At 40.0% G+C, this 19,522-nt stretch carries 21 protein-coding genes; 16 read left to right on the top strand and 5 right to left on the bottom strand.

Features of this window, described 5'->3' with window-relative positions:
• Positions 1 to 7 precede the first annotated feature (7 nt).
• The 4 genes from G3255_RS16760 (at position 8) to G3255_RS16745 (ending at position 5,439) form a co-directional block, all read left to right on the top strand.
• Positions 8 to 766: an ABC transporter permease gene (locus tag G3255_RS16760; protein WP_211655512.1), complete on the top strand. Its 759-nt coding sequence runs from the start codon at positions 8 to 10 to the stop codon at positions 764 to 766.
• Positions 767 to 870: 104 nt separating this feature from the next.
• Positions 871 to 2,052, top strand: coding sequence for an IS256 family transposase (locus tag G3255_RS16755; RefSeq protein WP_211652904.1), 1,182 nt, complete (start codon positions 871 to 873; stop codon positions 2,050 to 2,052).
• 59 nt (positions 2,053 to 2,111) lie between these two features.
• Positions 2,112 to 3,134, top strand: a complete 1,023-nt coding sequence (locus G3255_RS16750; protein ID WP_211655511.1) for an ABC transporter substrate-binding protein — start codon at positions 2,112 to 2,114, stop codon at positions 3,132 to 3,134.
• A gap of 511 nt (positions 3,135 to 3,645) precedes the next feature.
• Entirely contained in the window at positions 3,646 to 5,439 is a 1,794-nt protein-coding gene (locus G3255_RS16745; protein WP_249222154.1) for an IS1182 family transposase, read from the top strand.
• On the opposite strand, the gene G3255_RS16740 is transcribed toward G3255_RS16745, so the two are convergent.
• The gene (locus tag G3255_RS16740) at positions 5,429 to 6,379 is read right to left on the bottom strand and encodes a nucleotidyl transferase AbiEii/AbiGii toxin family protein (protein ID WP_211655510.1); all 951 of its coding nucleotides are present in this window, start codon (positions 6,377 to 6,379) and stop codon (positions 5,429 to 5,431) included. The genes G3255_RS16745 and G3255_RS16740 overlap by 11 nt on opposite strands.
• Positions 6,345 to 6,995 carry a DUF6088 family protein gene (locus G3255_RS16735; RefSeq protein ID WP_211655509.1) on the bottom strand — a complete coding sequence of 217 codons (651 nt, stop codon included), beginning with the start codon at positions 6,993 to 6,995 and terminating at the stop codon, positions 6,345 to 6,347. The genes G3255_RS16740 and G3255_RS16735 overlap by 35 nt, the downstream gene beginning before the upstream one ends.
• 247 nt (positions 6,996 to 7,242) lie before the next feature.
• Here G3255_RS16735 and G3255_RS16730 point away from each other — a divergent pair, with 247 nt between their 5' ends.
• The 3 genes from G3255_RS16730 (at position 7,243) to G3255_RS16720 (ending at position 8,663) form a co-directional block, all read left to right on the top strand.
• Entirely contained in the window at positions 7,243 to 7,575 is a 333-nt protein-coding gene (locus tag G3255_RS16730) for a hypothetical protein (protein WP_211655508.1), read from the top strand.
• 94 nt (positions 7,576 to 7,669) lie between these two features.
• Positions 7,670 to 8,116: a DUF7878 domain-containing protein gene (locus tag G3255_RS16725; RefSeq protein WP_211655507.1), complete on the top strand. Its 447-nt coding sequence runs from the start codon at positions 7,670 to 7,672 to the stop codon at positions 8,114 to 8,116.
• Positions 8,117 to 8,201: 85 nt separating this feature from the next.
• Positions 8,202 to 8,663: a hypothetical protein gene (locus tag G3255_RS16720; protein WP_144841660.1), complete on the top strand. Its 462-nt coding sequence runs from the start codon at positions 8,202 to 8,204 to the stop codon at positions 8,661 to 8,663.
• A gap of 108 nt (positions 8,664 to 8,771) precedes the next feature.
• On the opposite strand, the gene G3255_RS16715 is transcribed toward G3255_RS16720, so the two are convergent.
• Together G3255_RS16715 and G3255_RS16710 are read right to left on the bottom strand one after the other, a co-directional pair.
• Positions 8,772 to 9,098 carry a helix-turn-helix domain-containing protein gene (locus G3255_RS16715; RefSeq protein ID WP_211655506.1) on the bottom strand — a complete coding sequence of 109 codons (327 nt, stop codon included), beginning with the start codon at positions 9,096 to 9,098 and terminating at the stop codon, positions 8,772 to 8,774.
• Positions 9,095 to 9,463: a type II toxin-antitoxin system RelE/ParE family toxin gene (locus tag G3255_RS16710; protein ID WP_211655505.1), complete on the bottom strand. Its 369-nt coding sequence runs from the start codon at positions 9,461 to 9,463 to the stop codon at positions 9,095 to 9,097. Before G3255_RS16710 ends, G3255_RS16715 begins: the two co-directional genes overlap by 4 nt.
• 478 nt (positions 9,464 to 9,941) lie before the next feature.
• Between G3255_RS16710 and G3255_RS16705 the strand changes: the two genes are divergently transcribed.
• Together G3255_RS16705 and G3255_RS16700 are read left to right on the top strand one after the other, a co-directional pair.
• The gene (locus tag G3255_RS16705; protein ID WP_211655504.1) at positions 9,942 to 10,934 is read left to right on the top strand and encodes a M23 family metallopeptidase; all 993 of its coding nucleotides are present in this window, start codon (positions 9,942 to 9,944) and stop codon (positions 10,932 to 10,934) included.
• A gap of 327 nt (positions 10,935 to 11,261) precedes the next feature.
• The gene (locus G3255_RS16700) at positions 11,262 to 12,143 is read left to right on the top strand and encodes a helix-turn-helix domain-containing protein (RefSeq protein WP_211655503.1); all 882 of its coding nucleotides are present in this window, start codon (positions 11,262 to 11,264) and stop codon (positions 12,141 to 12,143) included.
• Between the two features lie 413 nt (positions 12,144 to 12,556).
• Here the strand turns inward: G3255_RS16700 and G3255_RS16695 are convergent.
• Positions 12,557 to 13,884, bottom strand: a protein-coding gene (locus G3255_RS16695; protein WP_211655502.1) for an IS3 family transposase whose coding sequence is annotated in 2 segments (ribosomal slippage) — positions 12,557 to 13,506 and positions 13,506 to 13,884 — 1,329 coding nt in all. Because the reading frame shifts where the segments join, the coding sequence is not laid out codon by codon here.
• Between the two features lie 307 nt (positions 13,885 to 14,191).
• Between G3255_RS16695 and G3255_RS16690 the strand changes: the two genes are divergently transcribed.
• The 7 genes from G3255_RS16690 (at position 14,192) to G3255_RS16660 (ending at position 19,266) form a co-directional block, all read left to right on the top strand.
• On the top strand, positions 14,192 to 14,869 hold the full coding sequence (locus tag G3255_RS16690) for a response regulator transcription factor (protein ID WP_211655501.1): 678 nt from the start codon (positions 14,192 to 14,194) through the stop codon (positions 14,867 to 14,869).
• 18 nt (positions 14,870 to 14,887) lie between these two features.
• Complete coding sequence (locus G3255_RS16685) at positions 14,888 to 15,793, top strand: ABC transporter ATP-binding protein (protein WP_211655500.1); 906 nt, start codon at positions 14,888 to 14,890, stop codon at positions 15,791 to 15,793.
• Complete coding sequence (locus G3255_RS16680; protein WP_211655499.1) at positions 15,790 to 16,575, top strand: ABC transporter permease; 786 nt, start codon at positions 15,790 to 15,792, stop codon at positions 16,573 to 16,575. The genes G3255_RS16685 and G3255_RS16680 overlap by 4 nt, the downstream gene beginning before the upstream one ends.
• Positions 16,572 to 17,486 (top strand): sensor histidine kinase, encoded by a 915-nt coding sequence (locus G3255_RS16675; RefSeq protein WP_211655498.1) that lies wholly within the window; start codon positions 16,572 to 16,574, stop codon positions 17,484 to 17,486. The genes G3255_RS16680 and G3255_RS16675 overlap by 4 nt, the downstream gene beginning before the upstream one ends.
• Positions 17,487 to 17,623: 137 nt before the next feature.
• The gene (locus tag G3255_RS16670; protein WP_211655497.1) at positions 17,624 to 17,788 is read left to right on the top strand and encodes a hypothetical protein; all 165 of its coding nucleotides are present in this window, start codon (positions 17,624 to 17,626) and stop codon (positions 17,786 to 17,788) included.
• Between the two features lie 30 nt (positions 17,789 to 17,818).
• The gene (locus tag G3255_RS16665) at positions 17,819 to 18,514 is read left to right on the top strand and encodes an ABC transporter ATP-binding protein (protein ID WP_211655496.1); all 696 of its coding nucleotides are present in this window, start codon (positions 17,819 to 17,821) and stop codon (positions 18,512 to 18,514) included.
• Positions 18,511 to 19,266 (top strand): ABC transporter permease, encoded by a 756-nt coding sequence (locus G3255_RS16660; protein WP_211655495.1) that lies wholly within the window; start codon positions 18,511 to 18,513, stop codon positions 19,264 to 19,266. The genes G3255_RS16665 and G3255_RS16660 overlap by 4 nt, the downstream gene beginning before the upstream one ends.
• Positions 19,267 to 19,522: the final 256 nt, after the last annotated feature.

Here is a 19,522-nt window from a genome sequence, read left to right as displayed (position 1 = left end):
AAATGTTATGAAACGGTTCATTGAACAATATTACTTACTGTCTATGGGCGTCTTTCTATTATTTCTATTGACTTGGGAATTTATTGCAAAAACCATAGACCGCGCCTTTGTTCTTCCTTCGCCTATACAAGTGGGTGTGCGGCTTTGGGAGCTAAGGGAAACACTGCTTCTCGTGCATATGCCGGCGACAGTTTCAATTATTGTAGTGGGGCTTATTCTTTCAGTATTGCTCGGTGTAGGACTGGCTTCTTGGATGTTTTGGAATAAAACGGCTGAACGCGCTTTTTATCCCTTGCTAATCGCATCTCAGACAATTCCAATCATCGCTCTAGCCCCTATTTTTGTTTTATGGTTTGGCTATACGATGTGGAGTAAAGTGGCAGTTACGGTATTAATAACTTTTTTCCCCATCACCGTCAATACATTTGATGGTTTAAACTCTGCAAGCAAAGAACTTCGGGAATTAATGTTGACTATGGGCGCAACGAAAAAAGAGATTTTTCTAAAGCTGTCGATACCATCTGCGCTGCCTTCTTTTTTTTCGGGGTTAAGAGTGGCAGTAACCCTTAGCGTCATTGGAGCCGCAATAGGAGAGTGGCTTGGCGCCCAGCAAGGGCTCGGTTATTTCAGTCGAAGAATGATGACGCAGTTTGACGGCGCAGGTGTATTCGCCCCGATTGTATTGCTCTCGTTAACAGGGATATTGTTATTTGTATTAGTTGTTGTATTAGAAAAATGGCTATTAAAATGGGGGAATGAAACATGATGAGAGCGTAAAATATCTTGTGTAAATGAATAAATAGAAAAAGGAAGACCTTTTCTTGTAGAATTAAGTCACCACAACCAATTCACAGAAAAGAGGCCTTCCCTATGACTCAGTTTACAACAGATATTATGCAAGCTCTAGTAAAAAAAGAAGACATCTCCGAAGTTTTTCGCAAACATTTGGAGACGGCGGTGAATACACTTCTTCAAACGGAACTAACAGCGTTCCTGGATTACGAAAAATACGACCGCATCGGGTTTAATTCCGGCAACTCACGCAATGGTGTCTACACGCGGACACTCCATACGGAGTATGGGGATTTAGAGCTTTCGATGCCACGGGACCGGAACGGCGAATTCAACCAACAGACGGTCGCTCCGTACAAGCGCTCAAACGATACGCTGGAAGCCTTCGTTATTCACATGTTTCAAAAAGGCGTGACCATGTCCGAGATTTCGGACCTGATCGAGAAAATGTACGGCCATCATTACACGCCACAAACCATTTCCAATATGACGAAAGTCATGAGCGAACAGGTCGAGGCGTTTAAATCTCGTCCGTTAGAACAGCGTTACGCGTGTGTCTATCTGGATGCAACTTACATTGCCCTCAAGCGCGACACGGTCTCGAAGGAAGCCGTCTATATTACGATTGGCATCCGAGAGGACGGCTCAAAAGAAGTCTTGGCCTATACAGTGGCACCTACGGAATCCGCATTTGTTTGGGAAGAAGTCCTGTTGGACTTGAAAGAGCGCGGTGTCGAAGAGGTGCTTTTGTTTATCTCCGACGGCTTAAAAGGCATCACTGATCGCATCTTCGCGGTCTTTCCCGATGCTCAATATCAGGCGTGCTGCGTCCACTTGTCGCGTGGGATCCGCCACAAAGTTCGCGTTACCGATCGCAAGGAGATTCTGGATGATTTCAAATCGGTCTACCGGGCAGAGAACCAAGAACTGGGTGAAAAAGCGTTGAAAGCCTTTGTCGACAAATGGAAAACGGCCTATCCCAAAGTGGCGAAATCGTTGGAAGCGAATCCCTATATTTTCACTTTCTACAGCTTCCCAAAATCCATTTGGCGAAGCATCTATTCAACGAACCTGATCGAATCGTTCAACAAGAACGTAAAGAAATACAGCAAGCGCAAGGAGCAATTTCCGAACGAAGATTCCTTGGATCGCTTCCTGGTTTCCCAGTTCGAAATCTATAACCAGAACTTCTCCACCCGTTGCCATATCGGATTCGATCAAGCTCGTGCAGAGCTGACTGAGATGTTCAAGCAAACCTAATCGATATACATACAAGAAAAGGATTTACTTATTTACACATAATTATTGACGGTCTCAACATGATATACAGGAACAAACGATTGAACAGTATATTTATAGGTGCGCTTTTCGGAATTAGCATAATTCTGAGCGGATGCGGGAGTGAAAGCGGGGAAGCAAAGGAAGAAAATGCACAAATAGATCTGATGCTCGACTGGTATCCAAACGCAGTCCATAGTTACCTATATGTAGCCGAGGAAAAAGGCTTCTTTGAAGAGCAGGGATTGGATGTAAATCTTCATTTCCCAACTAATCCAACAGATCCGATTAACATGGTGGCATCTGGGCAGATGACATTGGGAATCACCTATCAGCCCGACGTAATCACAGCGAGAGCAAATCAAGGCATAAACATTAAATCAGTAGCAGCCATCGTTCGATCGCCTTTAAATCACGTGGTGATGTTGGAGAATAGTGAAATGGAGAGCCCTGCAGATTTAGAAGGGATGAAGGTAGGCTACCCTGGAATCCCTCTTAATGAAGCGTTGATTAAAACAATGGTAAGCGAGGATGGAGGGAATCCGGAAAAAGTGGAAATGATTGATGTTGGTTTCGAGCTTGGATCTTCCTTGGTGAGCGAAAAAGTGGATGCAGTTGTAGGTGCATATATAAACCATGAGGTACCTTTACTTGCCAGTAAAGGAGTTGAAACAAAAACATTGAATCCAGAGAAGTATGGTGTTCCTCCTTATTATGAGTTAGTGCTCGTGACGAACGATGAAAACTGGGAAGGGAAAGAAGAAGAGATCCGCGCTTTTTGGAAAGCGGCATCGAAAGGGTATGAATGGATGGCTGAACATCCGACGGAAGCAGTGGAATTATTGCTGAAGAATCAAGATGAGGCTAACTTCCCTTTAGCAAAAGAGGTTGAAGACGAAAGTATGGCGATCTTGCTACCAAGAATGAAAGCGGATGAAGGGTTTGGCAGCCAAAGTAAGGAAGACTGGAAGAACGTTGCAGATTGGATGTTGGAAAGGGAGCTAATAGAAGAGTTACCAGATTTAGATTTAATATTTGAAAATTTACTTGAAGAAGAATCATAAAATAAAAAGCTGCGAAAAATTAAGAGATTACAATACTGAAGCTCCATGAACATAAAGAGAGAAGAGGCATTTCAAGAGTTCTAATGTAACATAAGATCGCTTATAGGAAGCAGAATCGCTTACTAATGAAATCGGATGACTCACTGAAGCTCAAGAAGAAGGAGGAGGAACTACGCTCTTTTCGATAGTTGTTTAAAGATTTTAGCTTTCATGGTTTTCGACAATAAACGGGGCTGTCCCAAAAGGTCATGAAAAGTGACTTTTAGGGGCAGTCCATTTTCGTCTTCTAAAGAAAAGGCTGATGTCCATTTCGACGGACGCTTTCCGCGGGCACGGCCTTAGCCTCTTCCCTCGCTTCGCTCAGTCCAGGGTCTTCGGCTCGCGCTGTTCCCGCTGGAGTCGCCGTCTCCATTCCCATCAGCCGGTTTAAAAAGAAAAAAGGATACAAAAAAATCGTCCATTTCTGTAAAATGGGAGTTACCACACCACCATTAGAGAAAGGACGATTTTTATGTGCAATCCGAAGATTACTTCCTCAAATTATAACACTGAACAAGCCGCATTTCCACTCGCTCTGGGAGAAGGAACTGGCGTTCCGCTATCCAAAAAAGCGAGTCCTACGTTCATTCCCTATAACAACCAACAAGGCTTTGCCATCTTTGATATACAAGATCTTGTGCCAGCCAACCATGTCGCCCGGGTCATCGACGAAATGGTGGAATTGATTGATGATGAGCTGTTTTTCGCGCACTATAAAGGCGGCGGAAGAAGCTCTTTCCATCCAAAGATGATGACCAAAGTTATCCTTTACGCTTATTCGAAGAAAATCTATTCTTCTCGAGGTATTGAAGAAACACTTACTGAACACATTCCGTCCATGTGGCTCGCAGCTGGCCAACAACCAGATCACCGAACGATTAACCGGTTCCGTTCGGACCACTTAAAAGCGATGATGGACTCCCTTTTTGAACAGATGATTCACCAGCTGATCGAACAGAACTACATCACTATGGAGCATTATTTTTTGGATGGCACCAAAATTGAAGCTGATGCCAATAAGTATTCATTCGTCTGGAAAAAAGCGACACAGAATTTCGAAGGCAAGTTGAAGGTAAAGATTGCCGAAACGATTCAGCATATCCATGAACTGGCCGCAGCTGAAGCGATTCCACTCAACGAACAGGTAGAAGAAGCAACGCCTGAACAGCTGGAAGAAATGGCGGAAGCCATGGAAGAACAGATTGACGCATTCACGGAAGCCCTTGATCTGGAAGACGATACCGAAAAACGAAAGCAACTCCGGTCCAAGCGCAGTGAGTGGAAAAAGCCGGTCAAAGCGATTCGCGAAGATTTCCTTCCGCGTCTGGAGAAATATAGTCAGTACCACGAGATCTTCGGTGATCGAAACAGCTTTTCGAAAACAGACCCGGATGCGACCTTTATGCGAATGAAAGATGATCACATGAAAAATGGTCAATTGAAAGCAGCTTATAATGTACAAATGGCCACAGAAAATCAGTTCATTCTTTATTATTCGATACATCAGCGACCAACGGACACGCGCTGTTTTCTTCCGCATCTGGAGAAACTAGCGGCTTCCAGCCTGCCCATGCCGAAGACGGTCATTGCCGATGCAGGCTATGGCAGTGAAGAGAATTACCTGTATGCGTTGGGCGATGAAAAAGAGCCGCATTTCGACTTTCTCATTCCATATGGAATGTATCTGAAGGAAAAATCAGCGAGTTACAAGAAGAATATCAAACACGCGAAAAATTGGACATACCTAGAGGAGGAAGATTGTTTCATCTGTCCGAATGGTCGGCGTGTCGCATTTAAAAAATACCTGAATAAAAAGAATGCCTCCGGTTACGAACAAAACTTAAAAATCTATGAATGCGAAGACTGTTCGGATTGTCCGTTAAAAGCCCTCTGCACGAAAGCAAAAGGCAACCGACAAGTCCAATGGAATCCCATTTATGAAGAAATGAAAGCGAAGGCCAAAGCAGCTCTTGAAGATGAAACGAAGACACAAATCTACGCCCAACGCAAAATTGACGTAGAAAGTGTGTTCGGTCATATCAAGGGCAATCGGTCGTTCCGCCGATTTCTCCTCCGGGGCTTAGAGAAAGTGCATACAGAGTTCGGGATTGTGGCATTGGCCCACAACCTCCTGAAAGTAGCCGGCATGCGCCGGCTACTTTCAGTGACCTCACCAATAAATGAAAAACAGACGGAGAAAAAGAAATTCTTTTTCTCCGTCTGCTTTATTTTAGGGGCTTATGGGACAGCCCCGTTTAGATTTTGATGACAGTTGGTAAAAAGTCGCTATCGATAATTTTTTTCAGGCTATTGATGGTTTCATCATAAGACACATCTTCTGCCAGGAACGTTTTCGTATTGCGGTTATAGTCCTGCTTATAGAAAGCGGTACGAATGATTTCGTTCAATGTGTTTTTTAATTCATAACCAGGCTGACAGGAAGCCGTGTCCCGACCATCTCTTCGAATCTCGATCACCTCAGAAATCAGCAGTTTCAATCCTGCTGCATCGACGAATCCACTTCTCCAAATCATATGAAGATCGTATAAGTGCCTTGAATAGCGAGTGCTTTCTTTTTTTTCGTAATAATCGCAGATGGCAAAAATTTTATCAAGAAACGTCCGGTCAATTGTCTGCACATTCACCGCAAATGGTCTCATCTCATATTCATCCAAAAACCGTTCTTTTTCCGTTGCGTCGCCTTCTGCAGCCATAACGAACTTCGTGATGTAATTGCTTACCCCAAGCTGTTCGAATGGAAAGGGTTTATAGGCGACATTCGTTTCCACAAGAATGTGAGGGGACATCTCGTCGTCGCCTTTAAATGCTTTACGATAGGCAATTTCGTACTCATTGAATTCCCGACCTGATCGGATTTCGTCAGGATTTAACAGTATAAATCCGAGGTCCTCAATTACAGATTCAATCGCGATTTTCAATTTCCTTTTATCGCTTCTTGGTAGCTTATTGCTCTCTCCAAGCGGAACGCTCAGATCCAAGTCCTCCGAAAAACGCTTGATGACATCGTAGCACTTCGAGAGTGACGTTCCGCCCTTAAATACAACGCCAGGGAAGATGTAGACCAGTTGCTTCAGAAGCAGGGATACGTAATAATCTTTTTCAATCTGGAAATTCTGCAGTCCATACGCTGCAGCTGCTGACCGGACCAAATCATTGAACAGCTCGTTCTCTTCGTGCAATCGCATCAAATAACCCCAATTCGTATACTCTCAGTTTTGTTTTTATCGGGTATGCATTGAGATATCCCTTCACTTCCCGTTCATTCATTGAGACGTCCGCTAGATATGTCAGGACTTTCTCTTTCGCCGCTTCGAGCGGTTTTTCGCTGTACTGCTCGTAATTGTTCAATAGATCGAGCACTTGGAGAAGCTTATAGTTGGATCTATTCACGTTCACTCTCGGTTTTCGAATGATAAACCGTTTTTTGTAGATGTTCACTTCTCGCTTGGCAGCAGAAGCATTATTTGTCACGATAGTCGCAACCGCAGCTGTTTGGGAAGTCAGGCCCAAGGCATTGGCGAAATTGGTGCCTGACTTGTAACCGATGATACGATCCCGGTTCTCCAAGAATTTCTTTCGAACAATCTGGTCTGTATCTAGCATAGCCGAGCCAAACATCGGTTTCTTTTTGGGAATGAAATAGATGCCATTCTGGACTTTCGCAAGCAGCCCCTTGTCAGAAAGGCGCTTGATATACTGCCTGAGTGTACTGGGATTCAGCTGGAGATCCTCTTTTAGTTGCTCGGTAAGAATGGGTTCATCGTATCCGTATTCGTCTAATAGATATTGGTAGAGTTCCATGGTTGCTCACCTCTTTCTTACATTGTAACATATTTATAAAATTAATTTCAAAAAACGTTACACATGCGTCTAATTAAAGCTTTTAATTTTCTTATGTGTTCGTAAAAGTGTACTTTTACGAACGGTTATTTTCTGATAAATTTTCTTCGATTATAATTTTCAACTTTCCAACATGGTATTATTAGTAAAAAATGAAAATCATTAAATTTTCTGCTGATGAACCGTATTAAAAGAGGAGGACTTTGTTGTGGAGTGGAATTTGAATAAGACCAGCATCAATCTTCCCTATTCATATGAAAATCTTAAGACTCTTTTAGATACGATTTGCAAGAAAGAAAACAAATTTCCTCAAGTTGATTTTTGTATGTGGTGCGATAATTTAACGATGGCTTGGGATGAAGAAGATTTAGACGACCAGGATCAATTAGCTTTTGGTATTGCCCGGGATATTGAAGCACAATGGGATTTATATTGGTACGAGTTTTATTCACATGAACAGCTTATGAAAATGGACCTCACCAAATTGGAATTACCACCCGATTGGTTCAAAGAATGGGCAGCGGAGTTAGTTGAAAAATAGACAATAAAGTTGAGGATGTGAATGTAACTTAAGTGCAGTTAAGTTACATTCACACTGAAAAATTCCAGTAGAAACGTACTGAAGGAGTGATTGCATGGAGAATCTGGCTATTGATTTTGAATTGGATCCGTTATTGAACTTGGATAAAAAGCTAATTCGACAGAAAAACGGAAAATTATTGATTGATGTGCAAGGGGAATTAACCATTCATATCGGTCGTTCGTGTTTCTTTCATGAACCGTCCTTAGCGTTGCTTGAACTGGGTGTTGCTTTAAAAGAGTGGAGAGTGAAAGATTCCGAAGGAGAAAATGATTTTTATTACTTCACGATGGAACATGATGAAAGGGAAGGCCCTATTTTATCTTTTGTTAGAAAAAGAGAAAATGAATGGCAGCTCTTTTCAATTTGGCAAGAATTTGAACACGAAAGCACGATAGTTTCTGAGGTGTTGTTAAAAGCAGTAGACCAGTATTTAACTAAACTAGAAGATATTTTGTTGAGGAAGTTCAATATCAAGTATTCATACTTCACTCGATTCTGATAAACCGAATGTAACTTAATATGAATTAAGTTACATTCAAAATACTGAATACCTTATAAAACTTCTAAGCAAAGGGAGTTGAAAAATGACGGAAATTACGTTCCTAGCATCCTCAAAACCATTCAAAATTCCAACAGAGATTCAAGAATATAATCAGCGCACAGTATTTGCGACAGAAGAAGATTTTATGTTTTTTACTGTACATGAAGCAGTTGACAGTTGGCTGCAGGAAATTCAGGGCGTTTTTTCTCTGCCATATATTTACGAAGCGGAGGGGATAGGGAATCGGCTATTTCTAAAGTACATTGAAGAGTATATGGAGATCGGAGATGTACTGGAGGTTTATCATGTGCCAAATCAGCATGCATTCCTCAGATACAAGGAAAAGATGCAATCAAATCCGGAACCAATCGAGGTGAATACAGGAACTTATACATACCGGGATTCATCTGGATTTTATCAGTTGAACCCGAAGAAGTGGGTAGAGGAACTGAGCCATCGAAATTTCATTACCGAGCATGGTGTAACTACCTTTGTTAAATATTAATTAATTCTTAAAATGAATGTAACTTATTAGCAAATAAGTTACATTCAAAATCAAAGATAACCCCCGATCAGCCGTCTGGCCAATCGGGGGTTATTCCATGCACTATTGTTAACTTTTCACGAGATCAGAACTGGTTTTTTTCTCGTCTTGCTTCTCGTCATATTCTTGCATCAGGGAAGGAACATCCGTCTGAAGGGCTGCAGCTAGCGATTTCAAACTTTTCAGGGTCACATTCTGACTTCCATTTTCAATGCGAGATACTACGTTTTGCTTGGTGTGCATACGCAAAGCGACTTCGCTTTGCGTAAGTCCTAGCCGATTTCGTTGGCGAATGATGTTACGAGCGAGTGTGTATTCCAGTTCACTGTCCGCCCACTCCTTGGCGAATTCCGGATCTTTTAAGTTTTCTGCTACGTAGCTTTCCAAAAAACTCATATCGAATCCCTCCCTTTTTGTCGTAAATAATCATCTCGATAGCGTTTGGCACGATCGATTTCACTCTGCGGTGTTTTTTGAGTTTTCTTTCGGAAACCATTTAACAAGATGAATTCGCCATTTTCGTAATGGAAATGGAACACGCGAAAGATATTGTTGCCTAAAATCGTCCGAAGTTCATAGATGTCCTGATCGATTGGCCTTCGATGTGGCATTCGCAGCATCGGACCAAACTCTCCCAGTAATTGAATGGTGCGTAACACCTTTGCCTTTTCCTTTGCAGGAAGCGAATCTAGAAACTCGGCAGCAGGTTTTTCGCCATTGTCTTTTTTATATGCATTGACTGTCCATTTCGACTTTTCCATACATCAAGTATAACATATAAGTAATAAAATATCGAATATGCTAAACGGTTTTTGAATGTAACATAAGTGTAAGTAAGTTACATTCAGATTCTTCATTTCATTGACTTAATCAGAAGACCGAGCGAAATTGAACTTGCTAGAACAAATGATACATTCAAAAGATTATTCTATGAGGTTTTAGAGACTGAATTGTGAAGTGTATATTTTACATATCAAGACCTCAAGAGAAGGAGCTTCAATTGAAATTTCTCCTCTTTTTTTATTGTAGTAGTGTACTTTTACGAACAGATTCAAATGAAAATTAGAGGAGTTATTTCGATAGCTCTGATCAACTGTTAAATGTCAGTATTTTTAAAAGTCAGGATTCTAAACTTAGTAGAAACGACAAAACAGAAACTTTAGCCGAACGTTGCTCGTATACTTATATATCCTGAACTATCATGTTGATACTAATAGTTGGAATAAGGAGGAAACTTTAATGAGGCTGCAAATAGATGAAGTGATAGAGCCTAATGAATTTGGTAACCGATTTTTACACGGCGATTTTGAAATCATTTACAACCAATGTTCAAGTGATTTCAGGGAGTTAATCAGCTTCGAAGACTTCCGTGAATTAGCGGAATCCTATAATCAAGGTGTAGATAATTACCATATGACTACTAAAACATCTATCGCTGAATTCAAGCATTGCATTTGGCTGGATAACAGCGGTAAAAAGACAGTTTTTGTTTCTTTTGACGAGGACCACATCATCCACAGCATTTATTTGAAGCCTTACACGGTCTATCCCCGAAGTGATGGAAATTATACACAAACCAGTTTTATCATGCCGATTACAGATGAGTGGTTCGTTTTCTGGGGCGGCAAGAATGAGTTTCTAAATTATCACTATGTATATGAATCCCAACGGTATGCTTATGATTTGGTAGTTATGAAGGAGGAAAGGACATTTCGAGAAAATGGGAAGCGCAACGAAAACTATTATGCATTCAACAAAGAGGTTGCAGCGCCGGCTAATGGCCAAGTCGTTAAAGTAGTCGACGGCATTAAGGACAACATGCCCGGCGATATGAATGAATCCGAGCCAGCGGGAAACTTTATCGTAATTAAACATTCTGTTAATGAATACAGTTTAGTGGCGCACTTTAAGCAAAATTCAATTCGGGTCAAAGAAGGAGAAACGGTTCAACAAGGAGAGATTATTGGATTATGCGGCAATTCCGGTAATTCATCAGAGCCGCATATTCACTTTCAGGTGATGAATTCTCCGGATCTACATAACTGCAAATCGCTATGTATCCGTTTTACAGATGGGAGCCAGCCAATTCAAGGTGATACGGTTACTCAAGGACCGTTGGAAAACGATACAAACAAGCCTTCACTTGATAACGTCGAGAAAGCTGAAATCGCGTTTTCTTTGTCGGATGTACTATTGTTCATTCCTCGCCTAATTGGTCAATTCTTTAAGTAATAGTCAAGATAGAAAGGGCTATATCCACTCGCATATCATAAATTTGTCTGAAGAAGCTCAAGCTTCTTCTTTTTTTATTTGATGAAGTGTACTTTTACGAAGGGTTATTTTTTTGGGTGTATCGTAACGTTTTACTGGAATTAAAAAATCAGCTTCGTGGCATTGAATGATATGCTTAGTTAAATAAGGAAGAAACCCTCCAGAACATTAATAAGTCGTTTGAAATTAAATTAAAGACATGTAATTAAACCGACGGACTATAAGTTTAGCAAGAATAATCAAAAATCCACCTATTATTTCCGATATGATGATTTTGAGGTGAACAGGATGCAGTACAGTGAAGTTACACAGAAAACCATTTCTTATATCGAAGGAAACTTGACGGAAGAAATCCAACTTGATGTGTTCCCGGCTGTAATTGGTTATTCAAAGTTCCATTTACTTCGTATTTTTAAGGAAGAAACGGGAAAGTCGATTGGCGAATACATCCGTCTACGTCGAGTGGCGATGGCTGCAATACTTCTATTACATAGCGATGAAACGATCTTAACGATTGCTTTTCTATTTCATTTTCAATCACAGGAGGCATTTACCAGAGCTTTTAAGGAAGTGTACGCCGTGCCGCCGGGAAAATACCGAAAACTGATGAAAATTGTAAGAATGATGGAGGAGGAGAAAAAGATGAATACTAGTGAACAGGTTAAAGGGTGGAGTTTGAGTGGATCTAACCCAGAAATGTATGGACTGACGACAGATTCAACTGTCTGCCACACAGGAACACATTCAGGATTGCTATATGCAAAGGGAGATGCAAATGAACAGCAATTCGCTACAATGATGCAAGGATTCCGAGCTCATGAGTATAAAGGGGAGCGACTGAAGCTGTCATGCTTCCTAAAAACAGAAGATGCGAGTAAATGCGGAGCTTGGCTTCGGATTGATAATGGTAATGGTGACACAGTCCAGTTCGATAATATGGATAATCGATCCATTCAAGGGACGACAGACTGGAACCATTACTCACTGGTTTTAGATGTACCAGAAGATAGTGGTTCTATCCATTTCGGTGTTTTACTGATCGGGAAGGGGAAAGTATGGGCGGATGGCTTCCGTTTTGAAGTCGTGACGGAAAAAGTCCCTACAACGAACATGCTTTCAGAGGAACATCTTCCGGCACAGCCTACCAATTTAGATTTCAGTAGTAACTGATGTTTCTACTTATTGAAATTATTTTTGGGTCCCTTTTGGAATTATATTCTTCGCTAAATTTGGGGTCGAAAGATTCAGATGAAAAAAGAAAGGAAAAAATAAGGAAATAGTAGCCCTAAGTTTTGAGTAGTTGCGAAAACATTAAACGATTGTGTAACTCATATAAATTTGGATGAAAGTGTACGATAGATAAATTTAAAGGAGGGGTCTTCGTAAGGATTTTTAAAAAATTAACCTAACTTGATTTTGAAGAAGATACAGCCCAGATATTGTATATAAATTTTCTTGATTAGTATTTTCGCCATTTAGTTTACATATCACGATGTTATCGGAAGCTGCATAAATAGAAAGGGGGAGGAGAGGCTGATCCGCGTCCCATTTAGTGGACAGTTTATAAGAAAGGTACCCTGCAGCTAGGCTGCGATTAGATGACTCCGGTATTGTGCCGGAGTCATCTTTTTTAGATTCCATTGCTTGCGTGTTCCGTTGTAATACGCCATGTATACATCCACCAGCTCTTTCAATTCATCCAGACTGGTTGCTTGTTTCACATCGACATCATCTTTAAAGTGGCCAAAAAAAGATTCGATGGGGACGTTGTCGAGGCAGTTGCCCCGGCGGGACATTGATTGGGTCAATTTCATCTCTTTCACACGTTGTTGGTATTCAGGGTGGGTATAGTGGAAGCCTTGATCGGAATGAATCATCGCTTCCGGATGAACATTGCCATCCAATGCTTCCTTCAGTTTTCGTAACGTCCGATACACAATTTCCATCGTAAGCGTCGTTGTCACTTCATAGGCGACGATTTCACGGGTGGCGACATCTTTTACGGCGGACAGATACGCCATTTGCCCTGAACGGTTGGGTAGATACGTGATATCGGTGACGAATACCTTGCCGGGTTCATCTTGTTCAAACTTACGGTCCAACAGATTAGGGCAGACGGTGTGTTCCTGTGTGGCTTTGGCGATCTGCTTATAGGGATTCGCTCGCCGGATTTTGGCAAAGAGATTGAATTTGCGCATGAGGCGTAAGATTTTCTTATGATTCATCGGCGTTTCCAAGAGTTCAGAGAGGACCATGTAAAAGGTGCGATACCCGATTTTCCCACGATGCGCATCGTAGATGCTTTTGAGCAACAGGTAATCCTGGTAATCCTGTTCTTCGCGAATAGCGTGATGTTCCACTTTCTCTAGCCAAGCGTAATAGCCACTCCGGCTCACTCCCGCTGTACGGCAAAGGGTTTCTACCAACCTCTTCAGTTGGAATTTCCGAACCACCGCATTGATGGCTTCAAATTTTTCCGCTGGGGTCAGCTGCGTTTCTTCGCCTGCCTCTCGAGTTGCTCGAGCTTTTTTAGCAACTCATTTTCGGCTTCTAAGTATTTGATGCGTGCTTCTGCTTTCTCCAGCTTTTTCTCAGCTGAAAGATCTTTCTCAGAAGGGCGGCCCGTACTGTTCTTCCCACGACGCTCTTCGAAAAAAGCGTCTTCTCCATAAAGCCTGAACGTCGTCCGCCACCGGTTCAAGGATGAGCTCGCTTTTTTGGATCCAATAACGGTTAAATCAAATCCATTTTCACTAAATATCTGGGCCGGGCCTTTGCCTGTCTGGTATTCTTTCACCGCGTGGATTTTGAATTCTGGCGTATATTGAATCGCTCGATCGGATACGGAAGCGACATTCGGATTTGCCTCCAGGACCCGTTGTTGGTGTTCATTGAAAGTAATTTTACTCATCTGATCTTCTCCCGTCCAAGTTAGCTAAATTTAGTATACCGGGGTCAGAAAATAGAAAAATCCCCAAATGGGTCACTTTTTTTAAAGTGTCTACCATTTGGGGTGCGGTTCAGGCTATGGACAGCACATCTTCTCTTTTTTATGAAAATGTACTTCTACTAACAGTTCTTTTTAGTATACGAGAGCAATAACTAACCGAGCCTTTAAGGGAAATAATGGTATAGTTATTTTGAAGTATAATGGGAATATTCTTTATTTATGGACCAAAACGAATCGTAAACAAATAGCAAAGATAGGTGTTGAAAGAATGACACACATTTTAATTGTAGAAGACGATATGCTCATTAACGATATGATACGGAAGTTACTTATTCAAAATGGCTACAGCACCACAACTGCATATTCAGGAACTGAAGCCGTTCTCTTATTAAAGCAACAGGGCTTTGATCTGATTTTGCTCGACTTAATGCTTCCCGGCTTATCTGGAGAACTTGTTTTAGAAAAAATAAAAAAATCTGCGGATACACCGGTTATTGGTGTTTCTGCAAAAGTCGATACTGAAAGTAAAGTCGATTTTATTCGTCATGGGGCAGATGACTATATAACAAAACCCTTTAACAATAAAGAGATGCTTGTAAGAATTGAAGCTGTGCTGCGGAGATACCAAAAAGGAAAACCAGCCTCTGAAGAAGTTTTGTATTTTAAAGATTTAACGTTGAACAGTACAACCTTGGAAGTGAAAATTAAAAATGAACAAATTTTTCTCACGCGTTATGAATTTTTAATTCTAAGGCTGCTTATGACAAACCCTAGCAGAGTATACACAAAAAATATTATTTATGAAAACGTATGGAATGAGAATTTCGATGGCGAAGAAAATGCCATCAATGTCCATATCAGCAATTTAAGAAAAAAAATAAGTAAAGTCATTCCTAATGAAACCTATATTCAAACGGTATGGGGATTGGGTTTCAAGATGCAGTAGATTGAAAGGGGTGAAACGATGTCTACTATAATATTACGAACAAATTCCTTATCGAAGATTTTCGCGTCTTCTGAGGGCATTAGAGATGTATCAGTAAAAGTAGAGGCTAGGGAGATATACGCCTTGTTGGGGCGCGGTGGTTCAGGGAAATCCACTTTATTAAATATACTGACAGGTTCCATCGCTGCGACTTCTGGCAACTTTACATTCTTTGAGAGTACAGATGTCCAAAGCGAGTACGCCCGAATAGGTTATGTTGCGAAAATGCCGTCCCTAAATATGAGTTTCACTATTGCAGAGAATTTGGAGTACTATGCAAAAGTGTTTGGAATTGCATCTATCTCCTCTTTAACTTCACTGGCAAGATCAGTAGATATAGACATAACTGAAAAGAAAAAAGTGAGAAAGCTTCCCTTTGGGATCCAACGCAAATTAAGTCTTGCGGTTGCCCTATTAGGAAAACCAGATTTGTTGCTGATGGATGAACCGTTCAATGGCCTTGATGCAATCGAAAAAAGGTTTATTTCGAATTTCTTGCTTCGCCTGTCCAAAAGAGAAAACTTGACAATATTTTTGACGGGACAAAGATATGAAGAAGTTTCCAAAATAGCTACTCGTTATGGCATTATCAATAATGGAAGAATTGTTGATGAATTCACGGCGGCAACACTTTCAGAACGCTGCAATCGATGTATAAAAATCCGCACTAAACAGACGACAGAAGCAACTTCTATTTTGGAAAAAATTTGTCCTGAGTACGAAATTCTTTCAGATGATACTATTCGTGTTTTTGAGGTGTTGGAGAAATCCGGTTTTATAAATACTAGTTTGGTATCTGCTGGGATAACGGTTGATGAAATCTCCATTACTGGGGAGAACGAGGAAATATACATAACAAATTTGATGGGAGTGAAAAAGGGATGATTGCTGTATTTCAAAGCGAGTTATATCGTGTTCGTAAAAGCAAAATATTCATTGTTTGTTTATCCCTCGCATTACTCTTTGTCTTAGCATTAGTACTATCTTATAATTTTGAACAAGTTCGAGCACATGAAAAAGGAGAAATCTCTGGAACACCCTCCATTGCAGGATTTACTGAGTACTTATTTTCAGACTACAGTATATTATCTCCTTTATTATTATTTTTGATCATTCATATAACAAGTGATTTTAAGCAAGGGTTATATCCTGTATTGCTGTCAAAGGGCGTCAAAAGAACGGATATATTATGGGGGAAACTCTTATCTTGTTTATGTGCAATGGTGCTTTATCTTGGAGTTTGCCTTGTCTTTGCCTATACGCTGATTATTACTACATGGGCCAATATTTCCAAGATTGGAGTTCCCATTTTTGAAATAGGAACTTATCTGTTCATACAATTTTTATCGCTCGGTGCCTATACTACTTTCGTATTGATGATCTGCTATTTGTTGCGAAATCGAACAGTAAGTTTTTTTGTGAATGTCTTTCTGCTTGGAGTACTGTGGTTACATTTGACAAAGATTGGAACTGCTTTAGATATGTCATATCCTTTATATCAATATTGGATTGTAGGGCTGTCACATGGTCTTCAAATAGAACAAATCCCACAGTATATTGACCGTATCGTGATTACAATTGCTTCATATTTTATAATTTCTATTGTTGTGACCAGAATTACTTTTAGCCATTTCGATATTAAACATTTGGAAAAGGGCAAGTTATGATCCTGATAACCTACTCATTTATTGCAACTATTGCTAGTATTTATTTCCTTTCTGCACTGTTGTTAAATCAGAGGCAGATTAAAGAGGTAAGAAAAAAACTGATTTATTTGGAACAACGAGATACTCAAAAGGAAATTACTTTAGGTACTTCGAATAAAGAAATGATAGCTTTCATTGAAAGCCTTAACACATTGTTGGGTAAATATCGAAATACGGGGCACAAAATAGAAAGTAAAAATAATGCCTTTCGTGAAACCATCACCAGTTTATCACACGATTTGCGCACTCCACTCACTACGGCCAATGGATATATTCAATTATTATCAGAAGAGGATTTGTCTGGAGAACAATTAGAACATGTTCTGATAATTGAAGAACGTATCACTGCAGTAAAAAAATTGTTAGATCAGCTTTTCGAATTTGCACGAGTTGAAGCCGATGAGTTGGAGTTGAACAATGAGCCAATCGACTTAAACAATGTTCTACGTGATACGCTTGCCACTTATTACATAGATTTTGAAAAGAAAGGATTTGTTCCAACCATTTCTATCCCTAATGAACCTTTTATTATTTTTGGGGACAAGGAAGCAATTAAACGAGTGTTTTCTAATGTCGTATACAATGCTCTCCTATACGGCGAAGGAAATTATGTCATTCATTCTACACAGGGAAATCGGAGATATACCATTTCATTTTCCAATCATTCCAGTACCGTACTGGAGGAAGATATAACCCATATTTTTGACCGTTTTTATACGACCGATAAATCCAGAAGTAAAAAAACAACTGGATTAGGATTAGCAATTGCAAAACGACTGATTGAAAAGACCGGTGGCGACATAACTGCTTCATTAGAGAACAAAAATTTTTCAATAACAATCGTTTTTGAAAAGGACCCTTCTATATGGTAAAGACACGAATATTATTTTTGTTAAGAGCTGAAAAAGTCAGCTCTTTTTTTTTGAACCTTACACTTTCCTTAGACTTTCCCTAAAGAATCCCTAACCTTATTAGGTAGGATAAAAACAAGAGGAAAGGAGATAAAAATATGTTGAGTAATATTTTTTTGGTAATTGCCATGCTAGCTTTAGGTTCTATGCTGTTGGCTGCTATTAGCGGTCTGTTAAAAGATGGGTTAAAGGGATTGAAAAAAATGCGAAATGGGCAGGGATTTCCTTTATGTTTTATATTGTCGCCTACGTCATTTTTCTGATAACACAATGAGAAAAAGAGGTGTCGCTTTATGCTGAACATTGAAAATGTGAGTTTGACGATAGGCGCTAATACATTATTGGATAGCATCAGTTTACAGTTGAAGGATGGAAAAATATATGGACTTCTGGGTCCGAATGGGTCAGGGAAAACCACTTTATTCAAGTCTATACTTGGTTTGACCGCTTACTCAGGAAAAATCAGCTCGGATAATCGCCTATTAGCAAGCCGTGATTTTGGTAGTCTGATTGAATACCCAGCCTTTTATGCTAACTTGACTATTGGGGAGAACTTAGCGCTCCACTCACAATATCTGAAACTAACACAACCAGATATTCAAAGTGCCTTGGAACAAGTAGATTTATGGGAAGTGAGAAAAAAGAAGTTTTCTCAGCTCTCACTAGGCATGAAGCAACGCTTAGGAATTGCTCGCGCTTTTCTGGGTACGCCTAAATATCTGCTTCTTGACGAACCGACAAACGGTCTTGATCCTATTGGGATTAAAGAGATACGGGTTTTGCTCAGAGATAAGCTGAAATCCCCGCAACATTGTATTTTGATATCAAGTCACAATCTTACTGAAATAGCAGCGATTGCAGATGAATTTATTTTTATTAGAAACGGTAAAATCATCAAAACCATACCGAATACTTTTGAAAATGAACAGGATTTAGAAAAGCTGTATGAAGAAATGATGACCTCCCATCAAAAGGAGGGTGTTTCATGAAAATTTTGATTGCAAATGAATTTCGCAAACTCAAAAGAGAATGGTTTTTGCTTATGTTACTGCTGCTAACACTTATTCCGGTATTGACTGGAAGCTTAGGGTTATTCCTAAATGGTAGCGAGAAACCTCTAGATGAATTATTTTTTTTCATCAATAATCAGTTTTCAATGTTCTTTCCTATGGTGGTATTTATATTGATAGGTTCGTTGTTCTATCAAGAGTATAAGAACCAAACTTATATCACCTGGATCACTTATGGTTATTCAAAAACAAAGCTATATTTTTCGAAAATTATTGTTGGTATAATCATTGCTTTTGCATTTGCCGGGATTATGTACCTGTTTCTTGCAGCCTTCTTTCCCATTCTTATAGGGATGGGGAAAATTACAACGAGCTCTACAAGTTTTATGGATATTACCATAGGATTTTTCCTTGAAGTTTTACTACTGGTGCCAATTACAATTGCAGTTGCAGCAATCGTTATCAATCTGTCAAGAAACATTATTATAACAAGCGTGGTTGGTGTGATTTATGGTTTTGTATCTGTTTTCTTTATCGGAGCATCACAAGGCTATTTTATTCCCGGTGCTTTTGCATATCGTTTATGTATGTATTTTGTCGACCAAACATCATACTATAATAACTCTACTCTAGCTACGATAACGGGATTAATAAGTTACTTTATTCTCTTCACATTTTTATTTTTGATAGGCTTGCTACTTTTTAGACGTAAACGCAAAATAGAAGCCTGACGTGATTTTCAAATCTATTCCACGAAAAAATATATTTATAGACAATTTGAAAAGCTCTCTAAAAATACCTTTCAACACTTCTGAGCTAGAAACAGCTACTAAACTGCCTGTCTTAAAACAGCTTGGCCGATTCACAGAGAAGCTAGTTTTCATACAACGAACCAAAATTGAGAAGTGGCAAATATCTAGAAACAGATACATAGCCACAGAACTAATGAGTAAATATTATAGTTAGTTTACATATGACCCCTTATCG

Origin of the sequence: Planococcus sp. MSAK28401 (assembly GCF_018283455.1) — a bacterium.
Lineage (GTDB): Bacteria > Bacillota > Bacilli > Bacillales_A > Planococcaceae > Planococcus > Planococcus alpniumensis.
This window is presented reverse-complemented; position numbering and strand designations above follow the sequence as displayed.